The sequence below is a fragment of the Nocardioides alcanivorans genome, from assembly GCF_021555175.1.
Classification (GTDB): domain Bacteria; phylum Actinomycetota; class Actinomycetes; order Propionibacteriales; family Nocardioidaceae; genus Nocardioides; species Nocardioides alcanivorans.
Window position 1 is genome coordinate 1 of record NZ_JAKGRW010000052.1, and the last position, 25,098, is coordinate 25,098.

24 protein-coding genes and 1 pseudogene are annotated in these 25,098 nt (G+C 69.1%); 8 read left to right on the top strand and 17 right to left on the bottom strand.

Annotated elements, in window-relative coordinates; translation table 11 throughout:
• From L1066_RS27155 to L1066_RS21970, 3 genes are all read right to left on the bottom strand, one after another.
• On the bottom strand, positions 1–231 hold a 231-nt coding region (locus L1066_RS27155; protein WP_283095560.1), incomplete at its 3' end, for an AAA family ATPase.
• Positions 231–590: an ATP-binding protein gene (locus L1066_RS27160; protein WP_312008528.1), complete on the bottom strand. Its 360-nt coding sequence runs from the start codon at positions 588–590 to the stop codon at positions 231–233. The genes L1066_RS27160 and L1066_RS27155, both read right to left, overlap by 1 nt.
• 59 nt (positions 591–649) lie before the next feature.
• Positions 650–799: a hypothetical protein gene (locus L1066_RS21970; protein ID WP_235738524.1), complete on the bottom strand. Its 150-nt coding sequence runs from the start codon at positions 797–799 to the stop codon at positions 650–652.
• A 218-nt stretch (positions 800–1,017) separates the two neighbouring features.
• On the opposite strand from L1066_RS21970, the gene L1066_RS21975 reads away from it, so the two are divergent.
• Positions 1,018–1,434: a VOC family protein gene (locus L1066_RS21975; RefSeq protein WP_235738525.1), complete on the top strand. Its 417-nt coding sequence runs from the start codon at positions 1,018–1,020 to the stop codon at positions 1,432–1,434.
• Positions 1,435–1,465: 31 nt separating this feature from the next.
• Here L1066_RS21975 and hutI read toward each other — a convergent pair whose 3' ends face one another.
• From hutI to L1066_RS21995, 5 genes are read right to left on the bottom strand one after another with little or no spacing between them, the layout of a single operon-like run.
• The gene (gene hutI, locus L1066_RS21980) at positions 1,466–2,611 is read right to left on the bottom strand and encodes an imidazolonepropionase (RefSeq protein WP_235738526.1); all 1,146 of its coding nucleotides are present in this window, start codon (positions 2,609–2,611) and stop codon (positions 1,466–1,468) included.
• The gene (locus L1066_RS21985) at positions 2,608–3,612 is read right to left on the bottom strand and encodes a formimidoylglutamate deiminase (protein ID WP_283095562.1); all 1,005 of its coding nucleotides are present in this window, start codon (positions 3,610–3,612) and stop codon (positions 2,608–2,610) included. Before L1066_RS21985 ends, hutI begins: the two co-directional genes overlap by 4 nt.
• A complete protein-coding gene (locus tag L1066_RS27165) occupies positions 3,540–3,932 on the bottom strand; it encodes an amidohydrolase family protein (protein ID WP_283095563.1) in 393 nt (130 codons plus the stop codon). Before L1066_RS27165 ends, L1066_RS21985 begins: the two co-directional genes overlap by 73 nt.
• Positions 3,932–5,128: an allantoate amidohydrolase gene (locus L1066_RS21990; RefSeq protein ID WP_235738527.1), complete on the bottom strand. Its 1,197-nt coding sequence runs from the start codon at positions 5,126–5,128 to the stop codon at positions 3,932–3,934. Before L1066_RS21990 ends, L1066_RS27165 begins: the two co-directional genes overlap by 1 nt.
• A 31-nt stretch (positions 5,129–5,159) precedes the next feature.
• Positions 5,160–5,768, bottom strand: coding sequence for a nitroreductase family protein (locus L1066_RS21995; RefSeq protein WP_235738528.1), 609 nt, complete (start codon positions 5,766–5,768; stop codon positions 5,160–5,162).
• 263 nt (positions 5,769–6,031) lie between these two features.
• On the opposite strand from L1066_RS21995, the gene L1066_RS22000 reads away from it, so the two are divergent.
• From L1066_RS22000 to L1066_RS22005, 3 genes are all read left to right on the top strand, one after another.
• On the top strand, positions 6,032–6,562 hold the full coding sequence (locus L1066_RS22000) for a hypothetical protein (protein WP_235738529.1): 531 nt from the start codon (positions 6,032–6,034) through the stop codon (positions 6,560–6,562).
• A complete protein-coding gene (locus tag L1066_RS28980; protein ID WP_512699733.1) occupies positions 6,537–7,262 on the top strand; it encodes an RES family NAD+ phosphorylase in 726 nt (241 codons plus the stop codon). The genes L1066_RS22000 and L1066_RS28980 overlap by 26 nt, the downstream gene beginning before the upstream one ends.
• 178 nt (positions 7,263–7,440) lie before the next feature.
• Entirely contained in the window at positions 7,441–8,274 is an 834-nt protein-coding gene (locus L1066_RS22005) for a hypothetical protein (protein ID WP_235738530.1), read from the top strand.
• A gap of 18 nt (positions 8,275–8,292) precedes the next feature.
• On the opposite strand, the gene hutU is transcribed toward L1066_RS22005, so the two are convergent.
• The 6 genes from hutU to L1066_RS22035 all read right to left on the bottom strand — a co-directional run bounded on the left by hutU (position 8,293) and on the right by L1066_RS22035 (position 16,051).
• Entirely contained in the window at positions 8,293–9,987 is a 1,695-nt protein-coding gene (gene hutU, locus L1066_RS22010) for a urocanate hydratase (protein ID WP_235738531.1), read from the bottom strand.
• Positions 9,984–11,540 carry a histidine ammonia-lyase gene (gene hutH, locus L1066_RS22015; RefSeq protein WP_235738532.1) on the bottom strand — a complete coding sequence of 519 codons (1,557 nt, stop codon included), beginning with the start codon at positions 11,538–11,540 and terminating at the stop codon, positions 9,984–9,986. Before hutH ends, hutU begins: the two co-directional genes overlap by 4 nt.
• Positions 11,541–11,635: 95 nt before the next feature.
• Positions 11,636–12,421, bottom strand: coding sequence for a hypothetical protein (locus L1066_RS22020; protein WP_235738533.1), 786 nt, complete (start codon positions 12,419–12,421; stop codon positions 11,636–11,638).
• 497 nt (positions 12,422–12,918) lie between these two features.
• Entirely contained in the window at positions 12,919–14,133 is a 1,215-nt protein-coding gene (locus L1066_RS22025; RefSeq protein WP_235738534.1) for a M20 metallopeptidase family protein, read from the bottom strand.
• A gap of 59 nt (positions 14,134–14,192) precedes the next feature.
• The gene (locus L1066_RS22030) at positions 14,193–15,119 is read right to left on the bottom strand and encodes a sulfite exporter TauE/SafE family protein (RefSeq protein WP_235738535.1); all 927 of its coding nucleotides are present in this window, start codon (positions 15,117–15,119) and stop codon (positions 14,193–14,195) included.
• Positions 15,120–15,217: 98 nt separating this feature from the next.
• Entirely contained in the window at positions 15,218–16,051 is an 834-nt protein-coding gene (locus tag L1066_RS22035; RefSeq protein ID WP_235738536.1) for a PhzF family protein, read from the bottom strand.
• Between the two features lie 81 nt (positions 16,052–16,132).
• On the opposite strand from L1066_RS22035, the gene L1066_RS22040 reads away from it, so the two are divergent.
• Positions 16,133–16,627: a PGPGW domain-containing protein gene (locus L1066_RS22040; protein ID WP_235738537.1), complete on the top strand. Its 495-nt coding sequence runs from the start codon at positions 16,133–16,135 to the stop codon at positions 16,625–16,627.
• A gap of 41 nt (positions 16,628–16,668) precedes the next feature.
• Here L1066_RS22040 and L1066_RS22045 read toward each other — a convergent pair whose 3' ends face one another.
• The 3 genes and pseudogenes from L1066_RS22045 to L1066_RS22055 form a co-directional block, all read right to left on the bottom strand.
• Complete coding sequence (locus L1066_RS22045; RefSeq protein ID WP_376707720.1) at positions 16,669–17,109, bottom strand: MBL fold metallo-hydrolase; 441 nt, start codon at positions 17,107–17,109, stop codon at positions 16,669–16,671.
• An 86-nt stretch (positions 17,110–17,195) separates the two neighbouring features.
• A pseudogene (locus tag L1066_RS22050) lies at positions 17,196–17,582 on the bottom strand (MBL fold metallo-hydrolase); the annotation flags it as partial.
• Entirely contained in the window at positions 17,476–18,417 is a 942-nt protein-coding gene (locus L1066_RS22055) for a nitroreductase (RefSeq protein ID WP_235738539.1), read from the bottom strand. The pseudogene L1066_RS22050 and the gene L1066_RS22055, both read right to left, overlap by 107 nt.
• Positions 18,418–18,565: 148 nt before the next feature.
• On the opposite strand from L1066_RS22055, the gene L1066_RS22060 reads away from it, so the two are divergent.
• The 3 genes from L1066_RS22060 (at position 18,566) to L1066_RS22070 (ending at position 24,995) form a co-directional block, all read left to right on the top strand.
• A complete protein-coding gene (locus L1066_RS22060; protein WP_235738540.1) occupies positions 18,566–21,022 on the top strand; it encodes an amidohydrolase family protein in 2,457 nt (818 codons plus the stop codon).
• Positions 21,023–21,166: 144 nt separating this feature from the next.
• Positions 21,167–24,556, top strand: a complete 3,390-nt coding sequence (locus tag L1066_RS22065) for a heterodisulfide reductase-related iron-sulfur binding cluster (protein WP_235738541.1) — start codon at positions 21,167–21,169, stop codon at positions 24,554–24,556.
• A 19-nt stretch (positions 24,557–24,575) separates the two neighbouring features.
• Entirely contained in the window at positions 24,576–24,995 is a 420-nt protein-coding gene (locus tag L1066_RS22070) for a hypothetical protein (protein ID WP_235738542.1), read from the top strand.
• Positions 24,996–25,098 lie beyond the last annotated feature (103 nt).

Sequence of the window (25,098 nt, forward strand, 5' to 3'; positions counted from 1 at the left end):
GCGACGGTGGAGGTCTTCTCCGCGATAGCTGACGACCACGGCCACCGGCCGCTGGTGCGGGCGCGAGCAGAGGAAGCTGACGAGGTCGCGGGTGGAGGGGTCGGCCCAGTGCGCATCCTCGATGACCATCAGCAGCGGCTGCACCGCGGCCACCTCGCCCAGGAGCGCGTGGAAGGCCTCGAAGAGCTCGGCGCGGTCGACCGCCGCCCGCTCGTCGCGGGAGTCGGCCATCATCCGCCGCCCCGGCTGCAGCCGGGCCAGCCCCGGTGGGCCTCGGCCACCCGCTCGACCACCCCGGTGTGGTCGGTGGCCAATCGGCCCATCACCTCGGAGACGGGCAGGAACGGGAGGGCGCTGTCACCGAAGTCGAGACAGTGCCCCGCGACGACCTGCCAGCCTTCGGCGAAGGCACGGTCGCGCAGCTCGGTCAGCAGGCGGGTCTTCCCGACCCCCGCATCGCCCGAGAGCAGCACCACGTGGGCGTCCGCAGACGCAACAGACCCCGGCGAGGTGATCCCGAGAAGCGCACACAGCTCGTGCAACTCGCGGTCACGCCCGACCAGGGTCTGTCTGATGCCTACGTTCGCCACGTCCCCCATGATGCCGGTTGGGTCCGACAGGTGCTCGTGAGTTTCCGTGGCACTCCCGCTCAGAGGAGGTCCTCGCCGCGCAGCGGCTTGCCGATCGGCGGGGTCTCCGGGTTCCGGCTGCGCCGGCGGCGCGACCGGAACCCCTGCTTGGCCCGCTGCTGACGGTAGGTGACCTCTGCGTGGGTGAAGTAGGGGTTCCTGGTGTCCATGGTGACCTCCTGGGGTGCGATCCGATGCCACGACTCTGGAGCACTGAGGTAGGGACAGACATCGGACAACTGCCTTAGTCCGGGCGCATGACCACCTCAGATCGCCACTGGCAGACGCCTCGTCCGGCTTCCGGTCGGCCGCTCGCGCGCGCATACTGGGAGGCGTACGTCGTCCGACAACCAGGCGCCGACCGGGCGCTCTCCAGGGATGTGACGAGATGGCCTTCCACGCATACGTGTTCTTCAGCGGCGGCAGTTGCGCCGAGGCATTCGCACGCTACGGAGAGGTGTTCGGCGGCGAGGTCACGATCATGCGCAACGGCGATGCCCCGCCCGACGACAGGATGCCGGACACACCCGACGACGTCGTCATGCACGCCTCGCTCCAGGCCGGCGACGGGCTGCTCATGGGCTCCGACGACCCGTCCGGCGACGGCGGCCGGAAGACGGGGTTCTGCGTCACCTACTCAGCACCTGACGTGGCGACCGCGCACCGCACCTTCGATGCGCTGGCCGACGGCGGCGAGGTCACCATGGCGATGGCGGCGGCGTTCTGGTCGCCCGCGTTCGGTATGTGCACCGATCGTTTCGGCGTGCCGTGGATGGTCGACGTCGCCGAGCCGGTGCAGCCCTGAGCGCAGCATCGGCCGGACTCACCACCCGGACTCAGAGAGGCACACCTCCGAGGAACACCTGTCGCACCAGGGGTACGCCGGGTCGATAGGCCAGGTGGACGGTTGACGGCGCCTCGAGCACCACCAGGTCGGCCCGTGCCCCGACCCGGAGGTGACCCACGTCGTCGCGCCGCAGCGCCCGGGCACCGATCTCGGTGGCGGACCGGACCGCCTCCACCGGGGTCATCCGAAGCTCCCGGACCGCCAGGGCGATGCAGAACGGGATCGAGGACGTGTAGCACGAGCCCGGATTGCAGTCGGAGGCCAACGCGACCTGCACGCCGGCATCGAGGAGCCGCCGCGCATCGGGCCAGGGCTGGCGGGTGGAGAAGTCCACGCCCGGGAGCAACGTGGCGATCGTGCCGGACTCGGCCAGGGCCGTGACGTCGGCCCCACTCAAGTGGGTGCAGTGGTCCACCGCCGTCAGCCCCAGCTCGCAGGCCAGTCGCACCCCCGGGCCCTCGCTCAGCTGGTTCGCGTGCAACCGCCCGAGCAGCCCGGCGGCAGCGCCCGCCGCGAGCACCGTCCTCGCCTGGTCGGCGTCGAAGGCCCCGGTCTCGCAGAAGGCATCGATCCACCGGGCGTGCGGAGCTGCCGCCGCCAGCATCGGTCCGGTGACCATCGCGACGTACTCCTGCGCCGAGCTCCCTTCAGGCACCACGTGGGCACCGAGGAAGGTGGTCTCGTCGGTGAACTGACCGGCCACCGCCAGCGACCGGGTCTCGTCGGCGACGGTCAGCCCATAGCCGCTCTTGATCTCCACGGTCGTCGTGCCCTGCCGTCGCATCTCCCCCACGAGCCGTGCCACGTTGGCGGTCAACGTCTCGTCGCTGGCCGCCCGCGTGGCCGCCACCGTGGTCCGGATCCCGCCGGCCGCATAGGGTTCCCCGCTCATCCGGGCCGTGAACTCCTCCGTCCGGTCTCCGGCGAAGACGAGGTGGCTGTGGCTGTCGACGAAGCCGGGGAGCACGGCCCGGCCGCCGACGTCGTACGCCGAATCCGCGGCGGGTGCGGAGCGGGCGGGGCCGCTCCACGCCACCCGGTCGCCCTCGAGCACCAGGGCAGCGTCGTGGAGCTGCGGTTGCTCGGATTGCCAGGTGGTGAGCTCACCGATGTTGGTCAGCAGCACACTGGTCACGGCTGGCCTCCTTCGCTCGTCTCCCAGAGCTTCGCGATCACCTCGTCGAGGGCCCGACCAGCTTCCTCCCGCAGGGTCTGGGCCTCATGGCGCACCCCGTCGGCCCAGATCTCCCGGACATCGGCAGACGTGGCCGCGAAGACGGCGGTGCCGAGACCGCCCCCGGTGCCGGCGGTGCGCGGTGACGCTGGGTCGACCACCACGATGTCGGCACGTTGACCGACGGCGATGCTGCCAGCGTCGTCGAACCCGAGACTCGCATGACCGATGCGGGCGCCGGCCTCCATCAGTTCGGTGGCCGTCCACCGACCTCGCCGCCCGGAGACCAATCGCTCGTCCATCTCGACCGCGCGGATCTCCTCGAAGGGGTCGATCACCGCGTGGCTGTCGCTGCCGACCGTCAGCGGGGCGCCGGCGGCCCACAGCGCGCGGCTCGGGCCGACCCCGTCTCCGAGGTCGCGTTCGGTCGTCGGGCAGAAGCAGACGTGGGTGCCGCTGCTCCCCAGCAGCTCGATGTCGTGGTCGCTCAAGTGGGTCGCGTGCACCGCCGTCGTGTCCGGCCCGAGCGCCCCCGCTTCCTCCAGTAGCGCCGTCGGGGAGTGGCCGTGCGCAGCCAGGCACTGTTCGTTCTCCGCCACCTGCTCGCTGAGGTGCACGTGCAGTGGACGGCCCGACGCCGCAGCCACCACCGTCGGCAACTGATCGCGGGGCACCGCCCGCACCGAGTGGATCGCAGCTCCGATGCGGGCCCGGTCACCCGGTTCGGGCAGCGTGGCGACCCGCTCCGCCCAGGCCTGCGCGTCACCGTCGTCGAAGCGACGCTGCACCCCGGCAGTGGGCTCCCCGATCCCCGCGGCCAGATAACAGGTGTCGAGCACCGTGATCCTGATGCCGACCTCGGCGGCCGCGGCGATCAACGCCTCCGCCATCACATTGGGCTCCGCATGGCGTCGTCCGTCGCGGTCGTGGTGCAGGTAGTGGAACTCCCCACGCCCGTCCATCCTGCGGCCAGCATCTCGGTGTATGTCGCCCGGGCCAGTGCGTGGAGCGAGTCGGGGTCGAGGCGGTGGGCGAGGGCATACATCTGGTCGCGCCACGACCAGAAGGTCCCGGCACCGCTCTGGGCGCGGCCACGCAGCGCCCGGTGGAAGACATGGCTGTGGCAGTTGGCGAAGCCGGGCAGGGCCAGCCCGTCGACCGGCTCTGCCTCACCCGCTCCGCCCACGTCGACGCGCGTGAAACGGCCGCCGGCGATCTCCACGACGACGTCGGCATGGACGACTCCGTCGACGAAGGCCCGCGCCAACCGCAGCCGTGTCATCAGCCCGCCAGCCGCTCGAGCGAGTCGGCGAGTGCTGCCACACCCGCCAGACAGTCGGCCATCTCGGCATGTTCGGCCGGCGAGTGCGAGATGCCCGTGGGGTTGCGCACGAAGAGCATCGCCGTGGGGATGCCGGCCAGTGCAAGCGCCCCCGCGTCGTGCCCGGCCTGCGTGGGCAGCAGTGGCCAGTCACCTTCATGGTGGTCGGCCGCCAAGCGGGCCGTGAGGTCGGCGTCGAAGTGGACGGCCGGCGACACCGACTCCGGCGTCACCGTGCACCTGGTGCCGTCGCGCTCCGCCCGGCTGGCGGCCTGGGCGTCGATCGAGGCGACCAATGCATCCAGCGACGGCGCATCGACGGCCCGTGCGTCGAGCCACGCCGAGACCCCCGACGGTACGGCGTTGGTCTGATTGGGAACGATCTCCAGCCGCCCCATGGTGGCCCGGGCTCCCTGCAGTCGGGCCTGCTTGTTGGCGGCCAGGATGGTCATCGAGGCGGTGAGCATCGGGTCCCGGCGGTCCTCCATGCGGGTGGTGCCGGCATGATCGGCGGCCCCGGCGAAGTCAAAGCGCCACCGTCCGTGCGGCCAGATCCCGCTGGCCACTCCGATGGCGGCATCGCGGTCGACCAGGGCGCGGCCCTGCTCGACGTGGAGTTCGACGAAGACACCCACGTCGGCCAGCAGGTCGGACGCAGCCGGCCCCAGGCCGTGCTCGGCCATCGCGTCCGCGAGCCAGACCCCTGAGGGGTCACGGAGCTCCCGCGCGGCGTCCGGGGTCAGGGCGCCGGTCGCAAGCCGGCTGCCCAGGCAGGCTGACCCGAAGCGCGATCCCTCCTCCTCGACGAAGACCGCCACGCCGATCGGGCGCGAGGGCGTGACACCGCGCTCGCGCAACAGGTCGATCGCCGCCAGCGCGGAGACCACACCCAGCGGGCCGTCGTACGCGCCACCGTCGCGCACGGAGTCGAGGTGGGATCCGGTGAGCACTCCCGGGCCGCCCACGCCCTCCGGCCGCCACCAGGCCACGACGTTGCCGCTGCCGTCGGTGTGCACCGTGAGGTCGCGGGCTGCACAAGCGGCAAGGAACCAGGCATGGCACTCGCGTTCGGCGGCTGTGAAGGGTTGTCGGAAGTAGCCGCCCGACGCAGCGCGGCCGATCGGAGCCAACTCACGCCACATCTCCTCGAAGGTCATGGGGCCAGTCCAGCGAAGTGGCCGCCGCGGGTCAACCGCGGAAGCGCCCCCGGTGCACGACCGTCTCCCACGGCTTGCGTCTGCGCCGCTCGGCCGAGCCCGGCGCACCGGTGTCGGGAAGCCGGTGACCGACGGTGATCGCGCCGATCGGTTGGTGGGTGTCGGGCACGTCGAAGGCCGATCGGAAGGCGGGGATCCGCTCGGGCGGGATGCCGAAGAAACAGGCTCCCAAGCCCTCGTCGACGGCCGTCAGGAGCGCCAGCATCGACGCCATCGCGGTGTCGGTGTGCCAATAGGGCACCGGCCAACGAGCCTCGTCGCGATCGGTCCAACCCTTGTCGGGCTCGGCATAGCGGTCGAGATAGGCATCCTTGACCGACAGCGGCACCAGCACCACCGGTGCGGTGCGCATACCGTCGAGCCACGGGTTGCTCGCCTCGGGGTCGGGCGAGGTGGCTGCCCAGAAGCGCGCCACGTCGTCCGGGGTGTCGAGCCGCAGGAACGCCCAGCCCTGGCTGAAGCCTGCGCTCGGCGCGCGCACCGCGTGCTCGAGCATCCGGTCGATGAGCGCCGGGTTGACCGGGCGGCTGTCGTAACGACGGACCATCCGGCGGCGGCGGACGACCTCACTGAGTTCCATGCGGCCCATTCTCCACGGTGGGAGTGCCGCCCGGACAACCGGCAAATCCTTGACTGCCTTGACCACCGGCGTACTCTTCACCTCCAAGAGCCTTGACCGGCCTGACCTGGTGGTTGATGCCTCAACACCACGTTGATGGTGCACAGCACCACAACGACAGAAGGGGGTCGGGAGCAGTGAGCGAATGCATCGTTGCAATCCACGTGCCGCCGCACAGCCCAGGCGAGGCACTGCTTCCCGTCACGGCACCCTCGGCGGAGACTGTGAAGGCGAACACTTCCGAATACACCGATGAGGTCGTGGCTGATCTGAAGGTCGTCCTGCTCGGTCGCGTCGAGCGGATCGCCGCGTCCGGAGGGACGCTGCCGCCAGCTGAGGACTTGGCCCGTCTGTTGTCGCGCGCCCTCCCGGACGTTCCCGAAGACCTCGATCCGCACTTTGCGGATCTCGCGCCGTTCTACGACTCCGCTGGTGCAATGAACCAGCTCGGTGGCGTCAGCAAGCAGGCGTTGGCAGGCCGTCGTCAGACGAACTCCGTGCTTGCCATGCGTAGCGGCGATGGCACCTGGCTGTATCCCGCTTGGCAGTTCTCCGGAGACGGTCGCGTGCGCCCGGCGCTCGGGCCCGTCCTCAAGTCCTTGCGCGGTGTCGATGGCTGGATCGCCGGCGTGTGGCTCACGACAGCGCACCCGGATCTCGGGGGTGCCTCACCTCGCGCAGCGTTGCGCAACGGTGTGTCGCCGGTCGCCGTCGCGGGGCTCGCGGCGCATGACATGGCAGCGCTGGTCGCTTGAGGAGACCCCCGCGGCGGGCCGCGGAGACACGCACCACGACCTTCCGCCGGATCGCGCTGCCCTCGCCAAGTTCCCCAGCAGGAGAGTCCACGGCACCTGGCACCGGGCACACGTCGATCGGGGCGGTGCAGACCGCGGCTGTTGGTATTTCTCGACCGCCGGCGTTCCGCCGGCCATGGCGGGCAGGTTCGACCTCCCCGCGCCGCGGGGCACCTCCTATCTGGCGAGCTCTCGAGAGGTCGCAGCAAGAGAACGCCTCGGCACACAGATCCGGAAGGCCCTTGGAGGTGAGTCCGTGCTGGAGACCGTGCTCCGCGCCGCAGATGGACCCGTGGTGGTCTCCGATGTCGCGATCACGACTGTTCGGTCCGCAAACTTGCCAGTCAAGCCCGCCGGCGCCTGGATCAACAGGTCACTGTGGGCCGGGACGGGCAGCTACGGCGTCACCCAGGCATGGGCCGCGAGCTTTGACGCGGCTGGTTTCGACAGCATCGTCTATCCGCCCCGCTTCTCCCTCGGGCAACGGGACCGTTCCCTGGCGATGTTCGGAGCTGCTGGGGCTCCCGCCAAACCTGCGCCCGTCGGCGAGACGGTGGATCTTCGCGATGTGCTTCGCCAGGCAGGGGTCCGGGTTGTGAGTCCGCCCAGGAGAGCTGGGCCGGCGATCTTGCCCGCGTCGTCTCCTCCGCCTCCGTTGTGACAGCGGGCGTTGTCTGCGCACTCCAGACAGAACTCCACCCCGGCCCCGGTGACCCCCGAGATGCCACCGTGGCCGGGGCGATGACTCGGCGGATACCCACCAGAAACCCGGGCCAAACATCGCGAATCGGGCCATTCGGTGGCACCGCCGGGCAACCAGCAGGCCGTACGGTTGGGTCGTGATCACCCGCCCCCTGGCTTGGCTCTTCGTCATCATCTGCTCGGTCCTCGTGCCTCTCGGCGTCGTCTCCTCGTGGGCCGCCACCATGCTCGACGACACCGACACCTACGTGGACACCGTGGAACCTCTCGCGACCGATGCCGCCGTGACGACCACGATGGCCTCCGAGCTGAGCGACGCCGCGCTCCGCGCGATCGGAGCTCCTGGCAACAACCGGCCGCAGGTTCAGCAACAGGTGCGCGCAGCCGCGGCGGCCGCGATCGCCAGTCCCGAGTTCCCCACGGTGTGGCGCGAGGCCAACCGGGTCGTGCACAGGGAGGCGGTGAAGCTGCTCTCCGGCGACACCCTTCCAGCAGGCGAAACGATCGAGATCGACCTCTCACCACTGGCGTCCCAACTCACCCAGCAGCTCGCGAACCGCGGGTTGCGGGTCGACCTGTCCGGTGCCGACCTCACCGCGCAGTTGGCGGCACCGGAGGAGCTCGAGGAGGCCCGCACCGGTTGGCGGGCCACGCAGGCCGCCGGCTACTGGTTGCCGATCGGGGCCGTCGTGCTCATCGTCTTCACGCTGGTCATCGCTCCGGGCCGGCTGGCGACCGTCGGCCACCTCGCCGCCGGCATCGCTCTCACCCTGGTCATGACTCGCGCCGCCCTGTCGGTGGCCACGAGCGTCGTGCACGACAACATGAACGACGCCGGTGCCGCGATCTGGGACGCGATCACCGACAGTCTTGGCGACACCTTGGTCATCGGCATCATCGTCGCTCTGGTCGTGCTCGCAGTCCGGATCGCGATCGGGCTGGGTCGCCGGGTCCGCCCCGATGCAGCCTGACCGTTCGGGCTGCCAGGTTCACTCACCCATCGGCACACGCACCCCACGCTCGCCAGCCACCTCGGCCGCGCGCTCGTAGCCGGCATCGACGTGCCGAATGATCCCCATGCCCGGGTCGTTGGTGAGGACCCGCTCGATCTTCTCGGCGGCCAGCGCCGTGCCGTCGGCGACACACACCTGACCCGCATGGATCGAGCGGCCCATGCCCACACCGCCACCGTGGTGGATCGACACCCAGGTGGCACCCGATGCGGTGTTCACCAACGCATTGAGCAATGCCCAGTCGGCAATCGCGTCGGAGCCGTCGCGCATCGCCTCGGTCTCCCGGTAGGGCGAGGCGACCGAGCCGCAGTCGAGGTGGTCCCGCCCGATCACGATCGGCGCCTTCAGCTCTCCTGAGGCAACCATCTCGTTGAAGCGCAGTCCGGCCAGGTGCCGCTCGCCGTGGCCGAGCCAGCAGATCCGCGCCGGCAGCCCTTGGAAGTGCACCCGCTCCTGCGCCATGGTGATCCACTTCCGCAGCCGCTCGTTCTCCGGGAAGAGCTCGAGGATCGCCCGATCGGTCGCGGCGATGTCGGCCGGATCTCCCGACAGCGCGGCCCAGCGGAACGGCCCCTTGCCCTCGCAGAAGAGCGGCCGGATGTAGGCCGGCACGAATCCCGGGAAGTGGAAGGCCCGGGCGTAACCGCCCTTGCGCGCCTCGTCGCGGATCGAGTTGCCGTAGTCGAAGACCTCGGCCCCCGCATCCTGGAACTCCACCATCGCCCGCACGTGCGCTGCCATCGACGCCCGCGCCTGTTCGGTGAAGCCCGTGGGGTCGGCAGCAGCCCGCTGGTGCCACTCCTCGAACGGCACACCCGCCGGCAGGTAGGAGAGGGGGTCGTGGGCGGAGGTCTGGTCGGTCACGATGTCGATCGGCGCCCCCATCGACCGCAGCCGCGGGAACACCTCGGCAGCGTTGCCCAGCAACCCGATCGACAGCGGTCGCCGCTCGTCACGCGCTGCGGTCGCCAGCTCCAGCGCGTGCTCGAGCGAATCGGCTTGTACGTCGAGGTAGCGGTGCTCGATGCGCCGTGTGATCCGCGACTGATCGACCTCGACGCAGATGACGACGCCGTCGTTCATCGTCACCACCAACGGTTGCGCGCCACCCATCCCACCCAGCCCTGCGGTAAGGGTGATCGTGCCGGCGAGGCTTGGTCCCGACCCGTCGACAGGCTCAGGACGGCGCAGGCTCGACCTACGGTGGAGCTTGTCCGCCACCGCAGCGAACGTCTCAAAGGTCCCCTGCAGGATCCCCTGCGTGCCGATGTAGATCCACGACCCGGCGGTCATCTGGCCATACATCGTCAGCCCCAGCTCCTCGAGCCGCCGGAACTCCTCCCAGTTGGCCCAGTCCCCCACCAGGTTGGAGTTGGCGATGAGCACCCGCGGCGCCCACTCATGCGTCCGGAAGACACCAACCGGCTTGCCCGACTGCACCAACATCGTCTCGTCGCCCCGCAGGTCTCTCAGCGTACGCACGAGGGCGTCGTACGCGTCCCAACTGCGCGCCGCCTTGCCGGTGCCGCCATAGACGACGAGTTCTTCGGGACGCTCGGCCACCTCCGGGTCGAGGTTGTTCATGAGCATCCGCAACGGCGCCTCGGTCTGCCACGAGCGGGCGGTCAGGGTGGTACCGGTTGCGGCGTGCACGGGCAGGCGGTGGTTCACGACAGTTCTCCGATCGCGTCGTGTACGGCGCTGAGCAGGTCACCACTCACGAGCAGGTGGTGCGCGGCGTCGAGTTCGGGGGTGAGGAAGCGGTCGCGTCCGGGCATGGCGACGTGATGGCGACCGAACAGGTCGATGACGGCGCGGGAGGCCGGAGCCGGTTCGAGGGGCGCCCGGAGCTGGAGTCCGCGGGCGGCCGTGACGGTCTCGATCGCCAACACCCGGGCCAACCCGTCGACGGCGCGGCGGAGCTTGCGGGCCGCGTTCCAGCCCATCGACACGTGGTCCTCCTGCATGGCGCTGGAAGGGATCGAGTCGACTGAGGCAGGGACCGCCAACCGCTTGAGCTCGGAGACGATCGACGCCTGCGTGTATTGCGCGATCATCATGCCGGAGTCGACACCGGGATCATCGGCCAGGAACGGTGGCAGCCCGTGGTTGCGCGCCTTGTCGAGGAAGCGGTCGGTGCGCCGCTCCGAGATCGACGCGAGGTCGGCCACCGCGATCGCCAGGAAGTCGAGCACGTAGCCCACCGGCGCGCCGTGGAAGTTGCCGTTGGACTCCACCCGTCCGTCGCCCGCGGCGGAGACCAGCACCACGGGGTTGTCGATGGCGCTTGCCAGCTCCCGCGCGGCCACTGTCGCGGCATGGTCGACGGTGTCACGCACCGCCCCGTGCACCTGCGGCGAGCACCGCAATGAGTAGGCATCCTGCACCCGGTTGCAGTCGGGGCCGCGGTGCGAGGCGACGACGCCCGAGTCGGCGAGGAGCCGACGCAGGTTGGCCGCCGACGCTGCTTGCCCCGGATGCGGCCGGATCGCCTGCAACTCGGAGGCGAAGACCCGATCGGTGCCGAGCAGCCCTTCGACCGACATGGCGGCCGCGACATCGGCCGCACGCAGCAGTGCGCTCAGGTCCGTGATCGCCAGCACCAGCATCCCGAGCATGCCGTCGGTGCCGTTGATGAGCGCGAGGCCCTCCTTCGCCTGGAGGTTGACCGGTTTGAGCCCGGCCGCCTCGAGCGCCTCCTCCGCTGTCGTCCGCTGGCCCGATGCGTCCCGCACCGGCCCTTCCCCGAGCAGCGTCAACGCGCAGTGCGCCAGCGGGGCGAGGTCACCGGAGCAGCCCAGCGAGCCGAACTCGTGCACGACCGGGGTGATGCCGTGATTGAGCAGCGCGGCGATCAGCTCGGCCGTCTCGCGACGGATGCCGGTGTGTCCGGTAGCCAACGTCGAGAGCCGTAGCAGCATCAGTGCTCGCACCACCTCGGGCTCGACCTCGGCGCCGGCACCCGCCGCATGGCTGCGGACGAGGCTGCGTTGCAACTGCTCACGCAGCTCCGCGGGGATGTGCCGGGTCGCCAAGGCACCGAAGCCGGTGGAGACGCCGTACGTCGGCTGCTCCCCTGCCGCCAGTTGCTCGACCACCGCGCGGGCGCGATCGATCGCGGCCAATGCCTCGTCGGTGAGTTCGACGCGGGCGCCGGCACGGGCGACCGTCACCACGTCGTCGAAGGACAGCGGGCCGACACCGACCCGGATCGTCTCGGTCATGGAGCCAGCGTGGACCCGGAGCGGGTCGGGCGCCAGACCTTGTCACCAGACTGTTGTTCTCCTGCCGCCTGTCTTCCTGCGGTCCGAGTCGTTGGTCACCGTGCGGAACGGAGTGAGTCGACGATCTGCTCATGGGAGAGAGCCCAACCGGTGACCCAGTCGTCGTTGATCACGAGGGAGAACGACTGGGGGTGCAGTCCGGAGAGCAGGACGGCGTCATCGGGCAACCCGTTCCCGGCGTCAACGATCTTCACGCTGTCGGTGCTCCTCAACCTCTCGGGACCGGAGATCACAACCACTCGGGTGCCTACCGGCAGCGCTTCGGCAAACGCGGGGAGGGGCCTGACCATCGAGGTCGACGGGTCCTCGACCTTGCCTTCTTCGTCGACGACCTCAAGACCTCGACTCAAGGAGACATAGGCATACTCATCCTCACTGAGGGTCTCCTTGCCTGCGAACACCTCGGTCGCCTTGATCTTGACGACCGCAGTGCGTTCTGCGGTGTCGAAGTAGCCCTTCTCCATGCTGAAGTCGATGGCAGAGAAGCCGTCCTCGACCCCGACCACGGTGCCGGTCAGCGCGACGGATCCACCGCTCTTCTCGAGCCATTCCGCCGGGGTGGCGGCGAGAAACGCATCGACGGCGCCACCGGCCGCCAAGATGCTCGCGTCGGGTGTGATCTCAGGACGACTGTTCGTCTCTCCTCCGGCAGAGTCTCCGCAGCCCACGAGGATCGCAACGAGAACAACGATCATGGATGCGAGGGGTGTGCTCAGCTTCACGATGGTCTCCCAGGGAAGACAGGCGTTGATGTGTGCCCGGTGGTGGGCTCCGTACGACTTGTATTCGACAGCCCCGCTGTCCCAGACCCCAGAACGCATGCAGCTGTGAGAGGGAGCATCGGGGGAACCGGTGAGATGTTGTTGGGTCCGTGGTGATTCAGCGCGACGGTATGCACCAGCTCGTGGCAGGTCGTGTGCCTTGCTTCGTGCTTGGCGTTGATTGCACAGAACTTGATCTCCCCCACGTAGTAAGCGCGTCACGAACCGCAGACCCTCCGGACAAAGCGCCGGAGCGACAGTTCGCCTTGCCGAGGAGGCCAACGGCGATGTGTCTCTGCTGCCACCAAACGTCGGTTGCGTTGGTGCAGTTGTGGTGGACAACCTCGACCCCGGAGACGCTAGACCCCCTGCGGGAGGAAACGCAGGGCAGTGACGGGAACAGTCCATCGTTCTGGGAGCTCGCGCCGCTTCTTGTCATCTGGGTGACAAGTTCTGCCGTGTCCAACGCTCGGCTCCTGCATGCAACAAACCGGATGAGCGACGTGCGTACGGGACCGGTGCCCAGCCACCGCACACCGGGCACTGCTCCGTGGGGTTCAGCCCTTGCCGACATGCTCCCAGGCAAGGAAGGCCATCAGGGCCGCGTGGTCGGCCAGCACCGCGTCGTCGAAGGCGACCTTGGCCGAGTGTGGGTAGGTGCTGCCCGGCGGCACGCCGTCAGGACGGCAGCCGAGGAAGACGTAGGAGCCGGGCACCCGCTCGAGGACATGGGAGAAGTCCTCGGACCCCATGTGGGCTTCGGGCACCCGCAGATGACGCTCCTCCCCGAACTCGGCGCGGATCAGGTCCGCCACCCGCTCCGTCACGTCTGCATCGTTGACGGTGACCGGGTACTCGCGGACGAACTCGACCTCGGCCCCCAGGCCGTGGGCTGCCGCAACGCCCGCCACGAGGCGCCGCAACTCGGTCTCGACCAGGTCGAGCGTGGGGCGGGAGAAGGTTCGCAGGGTGCCGCCGAGCCAAGCCCGGTCGGGAATGACGTTGTTGGCCTCACTCCCACCCAACTGGGTGACCGTCAAGACGGCCGGATCGTTGACGTCGACCCGACGGGTCACCAGCGCCTGCAGGGCGAGCACGAGCTCAGCCACCGCAGGCACCGGGTCGAGCGCCGACGCCGGTGTGCTCGCGTGTCCACCGCGACCGGTCAACGTCACCTTGAAGTTGTTGGCACTCGCCAGCACCGGACCCGGCTTCGTCATGAAGAGACCCCGCTCGCCCGGACCGACGTGCAGTGCGTAGGCCGCCTCAGGCAATTCACCCGACGCTTCGAGCACGCCCTCCTCGATCATGTGGTGGGCGCCGTTGTAGCCCTCCTCGCCGGGCTGGAACATGAACACCACCGATCCGGCGACGGAGTCGCGGTGGGCGGCGAGCAATCGGGCTGCACCGACCAGACCAGCAGTGTGCAGATCGTGGCCGCAGGCGTGCATCGCGTCGTTGACGGAGCGGTACTCGAGGTCCACCTCCTCCACGATCGGCAGCGCGTCCATGTCGCCGCGAAGCAGCACCGTGGGCCCTGGCGCGGCGCCGCGAAGCACCGCAACGACCGAGCTGAGCGCCTTGCCCGTGCTGATCTCCAGGTCGAGACCGTCCAGCGCCTCCAGCACGGCCTGCTGCGTGCGCGGCAGGTCGAGGCCCACCTCCGGGTTCCGGTGCAGGTCGCGCCGCAGGGTGACGAGGTCGGCGTGGAGATCCTTCGCCTCCGAGCGGAAGTCGGGGCGTCCGGTGGAGGTGACGGGAGATTCAGACATGACCGACATGCTGCCAGCGCCCACCGGCGCCGGGGTGGGCACTCCCGCTGACGGACGGCTCAGACCGGGTCGGGCTCCGCCATGCGCTCGGCCTCGACCGAGGCCTTGGCCTCGAGCGCGGCGTTCGCCCGCGCGATCCGCTCCTGCTTGACCGCCCACACCAGGCCGGCGACCCAGATCAGCGCCAGCCCACCAACGCTCCACCAAGCCGTGGACTCGTCGACACCCATGGAGAGCATCAGGGTGCGGGAGTTGGTGACCACGATCATGCCGCCGGCAGCGACTCCGAGGATCCGAGCCGGCAGGATGCGCACCAGGTAGGCGGCGATCGGAGCGGCGATCACACCACCGATGAGGAGTGCCGCGACGATCTCCCAGTCGATGCCCGACGAGCCCAGGGCGAGGATGAAGCCGAGCGATCCACCGACCGCCACGACGAACTCCGACGTGTCGATCGAGCCGATGACCTTGCGGGGCTCGAGGCGACCCGAGGAAAGCAGGGTGGTGGTGCCGACCGGGCCCCAGCCGCCGCCACCGATGGAGTCCAGCGCACCGCCGAAGAGACCCATCGGAGCGAGGAACCCGACCCCGGGGCGTCCCTTGAACTCCGGACGGCGCCCGCCGAGCACGAGGAAGCGCCAGATCACGTAGACACCCAGCGCCAACAGGATGCTGGCCACCCAGGGCTTGGCGACGTCACCGTCGAGGCTGACCAGGAAGGTCGCACCGGCGAAGGCGCCGACGAAGCCCGGGACCGCCAGGATGCCGACGGTGCGCCAGTCGACGTTGCCGAACTTCGCGTGCGAGATGCCGGAGACCAGCGAGGTGCCGATCTCGGAGAAGTGCACTGCAGCAGAGGCGGCGGCCGGGGCGATGCCCACCGTCAGCAGCAACGTCGACGAGGTGACGCCATAGGCCATGCCGAGCGAGCCGTCGATGAGTTGGGCCAGCAGTCCCACGAATCCGAGGACGAGAAGCTTGCGCACCGGTCCACCCCTTCAAGATCGAACGTAATAGGTTTCCTTTATATAGTGGATTAGTAAACATTATCGTCGAGGTAGACGCAACTCCCCGGCGAGGCGTGTCAGAGCGTGAGCGTTCCGCTGATGACGGTGCGCGCCTCGCCGCCCACCCAGTGCTCACCGTCGTCGTCGGTGGCGATGTGCACCCGCCCGTCACGGCCGAGCGCGGTCCCCTGGCGCACGACGTACGCCGCCGGGACCACGCCCGAGCGGATCAGCCAGCGGGCGAAACCCGCGTTGAGGGATCCGGTGACCGGGTCCTCGGTGACGCCGATGGAGGCGGCGAAGGCGCGCACCTCGAAATCGGCCGGACCGCCGGGGGCGTGGGGTCCGATGACACCGAGCTTGAGGTCGCCCATCAGCGCCGAGTCGGGGTTGATGCCCAGCACGTCGTCCGCACTGCGCAGCCGCAAGCCCAACCAGCCCGGACCGTTGTCGACCCAGGCCGCGTCGACGATGGCCTCGTCGGTCAGCCCGAGCGCCGCAGCAGCGCGTTTCCGATCGCGTTCCTCGACCGGCCCCTCACGCAGGAAGCCGGGTGCCCGGAAGGCGAGCCGGTCGCCGTCGCGACGGATCACCACGTTCCCGATGCCGCACTCCTGCACGAGGGTGTCGCCCGCCTCACCCCCGCGGTAGAGCCAGGCATGCGCACTGCCGAGGGTGGGATGGCCGGCGAAGGGCAGTTCACCGCCGGGAGTGAAGATCCGCAACCGGTAGTCGGCGGCCGGGTCCTCGGGCGGCAGCAGGAAGGTCGTCTCGGAGAGATTGGTCCAGTGGGCGAAAGCGGCCATCTGGTCATCCGTGAGGCCGACCGCGTCGTGCACCACGGCCACCGGGTTGCCGGCCAGCGGTGCGGGGGCGAACACGTCCACCTGGGAGAATTCATGACGAGGCATGCCCCGATCCTGCCCTGCCAGTGGTCGCCCGCTGGGCAGGATCGGAGTTCGCGCCTTGTCGTGGTCTGGAAGAGTGAAGCCATGCTTGGGGCCACGAAACGAATCGCGCTGGAGACGATCGGCTGGCTGCTGGTCCTCGCCGGCATCGCCGCACTGGTGCTTCCCGGCCCCGGCCTGTTGATGATCTTCGGCGGCATGGCGATCCTGTCGGAGCAGTACGACTGGGCCGAGCGCCGCCTCGCACCGATCAAGTACCGCGCTCTCAAGGGGGCCGCCGAGAGCGTCGAGACGTGGCCCCGGATCCTCATGTCCTCGACCCTCGCAGTGGGCCTGATGGCCTGCGGCGTCCTCTGGATCGTGCGCCCCGACATGCCGAGCTGGTGGCCGTTCGACGAGAGGTGGTGGCTCCCGGGCGGAGAGGTCACCGGCATCACGCAGATCGTCAGCGGCATCGTCGCCATGGTGCTGATCGTCTACTCGTACCGACGCTTCCACGGCAAGCCCGAGGCCGTTGCCGAGCTCGAGGACGAGATCAGGGAAGCCGACGCCGGCTTCCGTTCACTCCACGACGACTGACCCCACCCCACGACGTCGCACCTCTTGCGACGTCGCCGCGCTCAGAGCGACACGGCCGCGAAGACGACGCCGTCCGGTTGGTCGTCCGCCGTCGCCTGGCCGCGCGCGACCAGCACCTCGAGGTGCGCCTTGGTCTCCATCGCGGCCATGCCCTGGCTGAAGACATCGAGCTCGGAGAGCGAACGCTCGTGGCGGGTCCAGCCGAGGTCGGTGGCCACCTCCAGCGAGGTGGCGGACCCGCGCGAGACCAACGACTTGAGACACTGCACGAGCCGCTCCTCGTGGTGCTCGAGCAGCTCGTCGACCCGGGCGTAGGCCGACGGAGCCACCGGCCCGTGCGCCGGCAGGACCCGCAGGTCCGGAAGCGTGCGCACCTTCGCCAAGGAGGCCATGAACTGCCCCAGAGGCTCGTCGCTCGGCGGCACGGTGAAGCCGATCGATGGCGTGATCGTCGGCAGCACGTGGTCGCCGGAGAACAGCACCCCTTCGGCCTTGTCAGCGAAGACGTAGTGACCGGGCGTGTGCCCGGGGTGTGCACGGCGTCGATCGTGCGGCTGCCGACCTCGAAGGTCCGGTCGCGCTCGATCCACACGTCGGGGAGTGCCCAGTGCAACGGGTCGGGCAGTTCCTTGTCGCCGGCGTTCCACTCGGCCGCGATCTCGAGCGCGCCAGCGGTGCGCAGCACCGCGGAGAAGGGACTCTCGGTGATGGACGCGGCATTGAGCAACAACTCCAGGGCCGGACGCTCCTCCGCACCCAGGGCCACCTCCGCACCGAACTCGCCACCGAGGGCGGCCGCCATCGTGTAGTGGTCGCGGTGCACGTGGGTCACCAGGAACCGCTTGATGTCACCGAAGCCGGACCCGATCGATCGCAACGACCGGTCGAGGATGTCGCGTGCGAGCGGGATCGCCCAGCCGCCGTCGACCAGCGTCAGGCCGTCGGCTGCCTCGATGGCATAGACGTTGACCGCCTTCAGCGCGTCCATGGGCAACGGCAGGGGGATCCGATGGATCCCGTCCGCCACCTTCCAGGCACCTTCGTCGGCCCAGTGGCGACCGGAGTCCGGCGAGATCGCGCGCCCTGTGGGCACTCCCTTGGTCATCAGGCTTCCCCTCCAGAGAAGAGACATCGGAGACGAAGGTGACGGCGTCGCCCACCTCGGCCCGCTCGGTTCGGAACGCGTTCGCCGGGTGCTCGGGGTCGGCGTACCCCAGTGAGACGCCACAGACCACCTGGCGGTCATCGGGCAGACCGAGGAACTCCCGTAGTTCCTCGGCATAGAAGGCGAGGGCAGCCTGGGGCACCGTCGCGAGCCCGGCGTCGTGTGCAGCGTTGACGAGGTTGGCGACGTAGCCGCCGCAGTCGATGGCGCCGTAGACGCCGAGGTCGCGGTCGGTCGTGATCACGGCGACGTGCGGGGCGCCGAAGAACGACCAGTTCTTGAGCATCTGCAGGTTGCGCGCCAGCTTGTCGGAGCGCTCGATGCCGAGGCTCGCGTAGAGCGCGTAGCCCGCGGCACGACGGCGGTCGTCGTAGACCCCGTGGTAGCCGGCCGGGATCGGGAAGTCGGTGTTGAGCCCACCGGCGACGGCGGCCTCGGTGAGCACCTTCGCCAACTGCTCAGCGGCGCCGCCACTCACCAGATGGGTGTGCCACGGCTGCACGTTGCACCACGACGGGGTGCGCTGGGCCAGCGTGAAGACCTTGCGCAACGTCTCCTCGGGAACCGCATCCGGCAGGAAGCCGCGACAGCTCCAACGCTCGTTCAGCACGGTCTCGAGTTCCATGGAGCCTCCTGTGTTTGCAGGATCCCAGTATGCCCACGCCGCCAGGAGACACGCGCGCCACTCCCGCTGTCGACCCGACTCGGGGCACATCGGGTCAACCGTCCCAGAAATGCCGTGACCTACCTCTCATCCCCTCGTTGGACCCACCATGGGAAGCAAGACCTCGGCACGCCTCGTCCTCTCCGGAGCGGTTGCGCTCACCCTCGTCGGTGGCGCCCTCGCCCTCCCCGGCTTCTCCTTCGAACGCATCGAGTCCGTGCGCTCGACCTACGAGGCGACGAGCCAGGATGCGATCGCCGTGGCCCTCGCCGACGACGGCCACGACCATCGCCACGACGACCCGGCCACCAAGAACACGATCACCCGTGCGGGCCTCGAGCCCGGCACCGAGGACCCGACGTCCGCAACCCGGGCCCGCAAGGCGACCGACTACGTGAAGTCGCAGCGCAAGCTGGCCGACCCGAAGCTGAAGCGCGTCGACCTGCAGCCCGACCGGAGGATGCGGCCACAGAACCGCTATGCCGTTGCGGGCGGGTGCTACACCCTCAACGGCAAGCCGGTGCACTTCCAGCCGACCGACCTGGGTGTCAACCTCCTCTTCTCCCAGCAGAGCACGTTCCTCACCGGCACGAAGGGCGCCGCCAACTGGGCGGCCAAGCCGTCACCGCAGGCGGAATGGGTCACCCGGAAGTCGGGCCAGAGGTTCACCTTCCGCCTGGCCGACGGCTCGTGGCTGCGCGCGGCAGGCTCCGGCTTCACCACCGGCAGCTCGCCGACGAAGTTCACGCTCAAGCTCACCTGGGGCTGCGCGGCCTACCCCGAGGCGCAGGTCAACGTCTCCGGCAAGCCCCATGCCGGCGTCACCTCGTTCCAGGAGGTCCGGGGGTACGTCGACCCGCACGTCCACGGCATGGCGTTCGAGTTCCTCGGCGGCAACATCCACTGCGGGCGCCCGTGGCACAAGTACGGCGTCGCCTACGCCTTGGAGGACTGCGCCGACCACAAGCTGACGGACGGCAAGGGGGCGCTGCTCGAGTCGATCCTGTCCGGCGAGGCGAGCCACGACCCGACCGGCTGGCCGACCTTCAAGGACTGGCCGGCTCCCAACTCCTTGACCCATGAGGGGACCTACTACAAGTGGCTCGAGCGCGCGTGGCGCGGCGGCCAACGCGTGTTCGTGAACCTGCTCGTGGAGAACGGCCAGCTCTGCAAGATCTATCCATCGAAGCGCAACTCGTGCAACGACATGGACTCGGCCCGCCTCCAGGCACAGCGGATGCGTGAACTGGAGCGCTACGTCGACGCCCAGTACGGCGGCCCGGGCAAGGGCTGGTACCGCATCGTCACCGACCCGTTCCAGGCCCGCAAGGTGGTCAACGAGGGCAAGCTCGCGGTCGTCATGGGCGTCGAGGTCTCGATCCCGTTCGGCTGCACGATGACCCTCGACATCCCCCAGTGCAACCGCAACGACATCACCCGACAACTCGACGAGCTGCACGAGCTCGGCGTACGCCAGATGGAGCTGGTCAACAAGTTCGACAATGCCCTGGCCGGCGTGGCCGGCGATGAGGGCGCCATCGGCGTGCCGGTCAACCTGGCCAACTTCCTCGAGACCGGCAGCTTCTGGGCGATGCAGCACTGTGAACCGGCCGACGGCGAGTCGGCCGACAAGACCCAGCTCGGCCTTCCCGACATCCTCGGCGAGCAGCAGGACGCACTCTTCGGCGCAGTCGCCAAGATCAGTCTCGGGTTGTCGCTGCCGGCAATCCCTCTCTACGGCCGGCCGATGCACTGCAACGCTCGCGGCCTCACCGACCTGGGCGAATACGTGCTGGAGTTGCTGATGGGCAAGAACATGCTCATCGACCCCGACCACATGAGCGTGAAGGCTCGCAAGTCCACTCTCGACATCCTGGAGGCCGAGGACTACTCGGGCGTGGTCTCGAGCCACTCGTGGTCGACACCCGACTCCTACCCGCGGATCTATGCCCTCGGCGGTTTCGTGGCCCCCATGGCCGGCGACTCCACCGGCTTCGTCGAGAAGTGGAAGCGTCACCTCGGCTGGGCCGACGAGCGCTTCTACTTCGGTTTCGGCTACGGCGCCGACATCAACGGCCTCGCCCAGCAGGGCGACCCGCGTGGCGCCGGCACGACGAACAAGGTCACCTACCCGTTCAAGGGCCTGGGCGGCGTCACCGTGAAGCGGCAGCGCAGCGGCCAGCGCGTCTACGACATCAATGTCGACGGCGTCTCCCACTACGGCCTCTACCCGGACTGGATCCAGGACCTGGCGAAGGTCTCCGGCTCCACCGCGATCAGCGCCGACCTCGGCCGCGGCGCGGAGGCCTACCTGCAGACCTGGGAGCGCGCCTACGGCCTCGACGCCGACTCCTGCCGCAACCCCGATCTGCGCAAGAGCATGAAGAAGGTCAAGCGACAGGTGAAGAAGGGCATGAGCACCCGCCAGGTCATGGCGACGGTGGGCCAGCCCTACCAGCGACTCGGCCGCGACTACGTGCTCTGCGCCTGGAAGGGGAGCAAGAAGGTGAAGGCCAAGGTCACGTTCTCCAAGGCGGGCAAGGTCAAGACCGTACGACGCGCCTGATCTCCCCGTAGAACCTCTGGTTCGACGGCGAAGTTACTCGTCGGTAAGATCAAGGTCACCCTTGCCTTACCTGACGGCCCGCAGCCGCGCGGAATAGGCTCGGACGACTTATGTCTCCACCAGGCCCATGAGGAGATCCACCCCATGCAGATGATTGCCATCGTGGTGTCGCTTGCCTTCACCGTCGTCGCGGTCGCCCTGACCGTCCGTGCCGTACGGCAGATGCTCGCGACGATCCGGGTCGGCCAGGCGGCCCCCGGGCGCACGGACCAGCCCGTCGCACGCACCTTGACGATGCTCAAGGAAACGGTGCTCCACACCCGGATGCTGCAGTGGACGTGGGTGGGCATCCTGCACTGGTTCGCCTTCGCCGCGTTCATCGTGCTCTCCACCGCGGTCGCCGCCGCGTTCTTCCAGCTCTTCGACCCGCTGTGGACGATCCCCGTCTTCGGCCAGTGGTTCGTCTACGAGTGGATTGCCGAATTCCTCGGGCTGCTCGGCACCTTGGCGATCATCCCGCTGATCATCTACCGCGTGCGCAACCGGCCCTCCGCGACCGGCCGCAACAGCCGGTTCTTCGGCTCGACCATGTGGCAGGCCTACTTCGTCGAGGCGATGGTGCTCCTCGAGAGCTCCGCGATCCTCTTCATCCGCGGTGCGGAGTTCAACCTGGCCAAGGCACACGGCGGCGAGCACGCCGACCACGCCACCGGCCTGCACTTCCCGGTCTCGCAGTTCTTCGGCAACCTCTACCCCACGGGCTCCGACTCGATCGGCACGCTGGAGAACATCATCTTCTTCATCGCGATGGTCAAGATTGTCTCTGCGATGGTCTGGCTGATCGTGATCAGCACCAACCTCACCATGGGTGTGGCGTGGCACCGCTTCACTGCCTGGTTCAACATCTGGTTCAAGCGTGAAGGCAGCGCGCGTACGTCGCTCGACGCGACCCCGCTGACCAGCGCGCTGGGCGCCTTGAAGCCGCTCACCTCCGACGGCAAGCCCATCACGCTCGATGACATCGACGACCTCGACGAGGACTCGACGCTCGGCGTCGGCTCACTCGAGGACTTCTCCTGGAAGGGCATCCTCGACTTCACGACCTGCACCGAGTGCGGTCGTTGCCAGTCGCAGTGCCCCGCCTGGAACACCGAGAAGCCGCTCTCCCCGAAGCTGCTGATGATGGGCCTGCGCGAGCACGCCTTCGCCTCGGCTGCCGGCGAGGAGTCCGCCACGGCGCGCACCTCCCTGATCGGTTCGGGAGCGGGTGACGAGGCGCAGGGCGCCGGCACCGAGGTGCACGACTGGTTCTACAACCCCGAAGGGGCCGACTACGTCATCGACGAAGACGTGCTCTGGAGCTGTACGTCGTGCGGTGCCTGCGTCCAGCAGTGCCCGGTCGACATCGAGCATGTCGACCACATCGTCGACATGCGCCGCTACCAGGTGCTGGTGGAGTCCAACTTCCCCGCCGAGCTCAACGGCCTCTTCAAGGGCCTGGAGAACAAGGGCAACCCGTGGAACATGTCGGCCAATGCCCGCATGGACTGGGCGAAGGACCTGCCCTTCGACGTCCAGGTCGTCGGTGACGACATCGAGTCCCTCGAGTCCGTCGACTGGCTCTTCTGGGTCGGCTGCGCCGGCGCCTACGAGGACCGCGCCAAGAAGACCACCCGTGCCGTGGCCGAGCTGCTCGACATGGCTGGCGTGACCTTCGGCGTGCTCGGTAACGGCGAGACCTGCACCGGCGACCCGGCTCGCCGTGCCGGCAACGAGTTCGTCTTCCAGGGCCTCGCCCAGCAAAACGTCGAGACCTTCAAGGAGTACAAGGTCAAGAAGGTCGTCTCGACCTGTGCGCACTGCTTCAACACCCTGAAGAACGAGTACAAGGACTTCGGCATCGAGCTCGAGGTCGTGCACCACACCCAGCTGCTCAACCGCTTGGTGCGCGAGGGCAAGCTGACCCCGGTCAAGGAGGGCGAGGGCGCCCACAAGCGTTCGATCACCTACCACGACCCCTGCTACATCGGCCGCCACAACGGCGTCTACTCGCCGCCGCGTGAGCTGCTGCAGGTGCTCCCGGGTGCCGAGTTCCACGAGATGGAGCGCAACTCGGAGCGCTCCTTCTGCTGCGGCGCCGGTGGTGCCCGCATGTGGATGGAGGAGACCCTCGGCGAGCGGATCAACGTCAACCGCACCAAGGAGGCCGTGGGCACCGGCGCCGACCAGATCGCCGTCGGCTGCCCCTTCTGCCGGGTGATGCTGGCAGACGGCCTCACCGCCGAGCAGGCTGACGGCAACGCCCGCGAAGAGGTCGAAGTACTCGACGTCGCGCAGATGCTGCTGGCTTCGGTCAAGGGCGAGGTCGCCACCAAGTTCAAGCCCGGCGCCGTCGCTCCGGCCGCGAAGTCGGGCTCGGTCGCGACCAAGGCTGAGCCCGAGGCCGGAGACGTCACGCTGACCGACGACACGGTCTCCAAGCCTGCCGATGTCGGGCCCAACGCCAAGGCCAGCGGCGGCGGCTCGCTCTTCGACGACGCCCCCGCCGCTCCGGCGCCCGAGGCCAAGTCCGGAGGCTCCCTGTTCGACGACGCCCCCGCGGCTTCGACACCCGAGGCCAAGTCGGGAGGCTCCCTGTTCGACGAGGCACCGGTTGCCGAGCAGAAGTCCGGTGGCTCCCTCTTCGACGAGGGCAGCGGTTCACTCTTCGACACCCCGGCGCCGGCTGCCGAGGCCCGCCGCCGACCTCGGTGGCGGTGGGTCGCTCTTCGACGTCGCGCCCACCGAGCCGGAGACCCCGAAGGCCGAAGCGCCCGAGGCCGAGGCCCCCAAGGCCGAGACCAAGCCGACCACCGATCTCAACGCCGGCGGCTCGCTCTTCGACCTGACTGCCCCCGAACCCGAAGCCGCCGCACCGGCGGCCGAGGCTCCGGCCGAGCCGGCCCCCGAGGCCCCGAAGGCCGAAGCGCCCAAGGCCGCACCGGCAGCCGAGGTCCCCGACCTCAACGCCGGTGGCTCGCTCTTCGACATCGCGGCCCCCGAGCCCGAAGCAGCCGCACCGGCAACACCCGCCGAGGAGACCGCGACGGAGCCGGCCCCCGAGGCCCCGGAGGCCGAAGCGCCCGGGCTGCGCCGAAGGCCGAGGCACCCAAGGCGGCAGCGCCGGCCGCGCCGATCCCCGACCTCAACGCCGGCGGTTCGCTCTTCGACATCGCGGCCCCCGAGCCCGAAGCAGCTGCTGCTGCCCCGGAACCGGAGGAGGCACCGGAGGCCGAGACGCCTGTCGAGGAGGTACCCGTCGAGGCACCGGCCGCGGAGGAGCCTGAGGCCGAGGAGAAGCCGGCCACCGAGTCGACCAGCGGCCCGGAGAACACCCCAGAAGCAGGCCGACATCAACCAGGCCAACTCGCTGTTCGACCTCTGAGGTCACGTTCCACCATCAGCGCCGTGCCGCGGTGTCACCTCATGACACCGCCGTGGCGGCGCGGTATGCGGCCCTCGATTGAACCCGGCTGGGGTGCCGAGATGCCGTGACATCTCGGGAGCGGACTCGTTGAGCACAGGGACGGCCGAGGCCCGAGTGCACACGATGGAGTTGATCGGCATCGAGCTGACCGAGTTCACTCGGCGCTCCCGATCGGTCCTCCTGAAGCACTGCGACCTGGCCCTCGACCGGGTGCTCCTGGTGGGGAGAACGCGTCGTACTCTGGGAAGCCGTCACCAGCGCCTACCACTCAGGCACCGTATAGTGGACACCGACGTGGTGGGCGACAGCGATCTCCGCTACCGCCTCGAGGTCGGACTCCGACTTCCAGAAGGCATCGCGCTCGACCGGGTCACGGGCATGTCCCCGATCCCTCTGCGCCGAGCAGTTGCGATCTCCTGGACACCCACGAGGTCCTCGCACTGCTCAGGCAGCTCCGCTTCGAGCACGCCCGAAACACGGCCGCGCGGCCTCGCTCACGACCGCTGAACACCCGGTCCGGTGAGTGCCGCGCCCGACGACGTCAGTCGCGGGTGTCCGGCTTGACGCGCTGCTTCAGTGAAGCGGCGCACGGCTGCGAAAGCGTTTCACG

Bases quoted from the DNA above. Each gene is read 5' to 3' on its own strand.
- L1066_RS21970 (WP_235738524.1), bottom strand. From the start codon at position 799: ATGGACACCAGGAACCCCTACTTCACCCACGCAGAGGTCACCTACCGT.
- L1066_RS21975 (WP_235738525.1), top strand. From the start codon at position 1,018: ATGGCCTTCCACGCATACGTGTTCTTCAGCGGCGGCAGTTGCGCCGAG.
- L1066_RS21985 (WP_283095562.1), bottom strand. From the start codon at position 3,612: ATGGACGGGCGTGGGGAGTTCCACTACCTGCACCACGACCGCGACGGA.
- L1066_RS27165 (WP_283095563.1), bottom strand. From the start codon at position 3,932: ATGACACGGCTGCGGTTGGCGCGGGCCTTCGTCGACGGAGTCGTCCAT.
- L1066_RS21990 (WP_235738527.1), bottom strand. From the start codon at position 5,128: ATGACCTTCGAGGAGATGTGGCGTGAGTTGGCTCCGATCGGCCGCGCT.
- L1066_RS21995 (WP_235738528.1), bottom strand. From the start codon at position 5,768: ATGGAACTCAGTGAGGTCGTCCGCCGCCGCCGGATGGTCCGTCGTTAC.
- L1066_RS28980 (WP_512699733.1), top strand. From the start codon at position 6,537: ATGACATGGCAGCGCTGGTCGCTTGAGGAGACCCCCGCGGCGGGCCGC.
- hutH (WP_235738532.1), bottom strand. From the start codon at position 11,540: ATGACCGAGACGATCCGGGTCGGTGTCGGCCCGCTGTCCTTCGACGAC.
- L1066_RS22020 (WP_235738533.1), bottom strand. From the start codon at position 12,421: ATGCGTTCTGGGGTCTGGGACAGCGGGGCTGTCGAATACAAGTCGTAC.
- L1066_RS22025 (WP_235738534.1), bottom strand. From the start codon at position 14,133: ATGTCTGAATCTCCCGTCACCTCCACCGGACGCCCCGACTTCCGCTCG.
- L1066_RS22035 (WP_235738536.1), bottom strand. From the start codon at position 16,051: ATGCCTCGTCATGAATTCTCCCAGGTGGACGTGTTCGCCCCCGCACCG.
- L1066_RS22040 (WP_235738537.1), top strand. From the start codon at position 16,133: ATGCTTGGGGCCACGAAACGAATCGCGCTGGAGACGATCGGCTGGCTG.
- L1066_RS22055 (WP_235738539.1), bottom strand. From the start codon at position 18,417: ATGGAACTCGAGACCGTGCTGAACGAGCGTTGGAGCTGTCGCGGCTTC.
- L1066_RS22060 (WP_235738540.1), top strand. From the start codon at position 18,566: ATGGGAAGCAAGACCTCGGCACGCCTCGTCCTCTCCGGAGCGGTTGCG.
- L1066_RS22065 (WP_235738541.1), top strand. From the start codon at position 21,167: ATGCAGATGATTGCCATCGTGGTGTCGCTTGCCTTCACCGTCGTCGCG.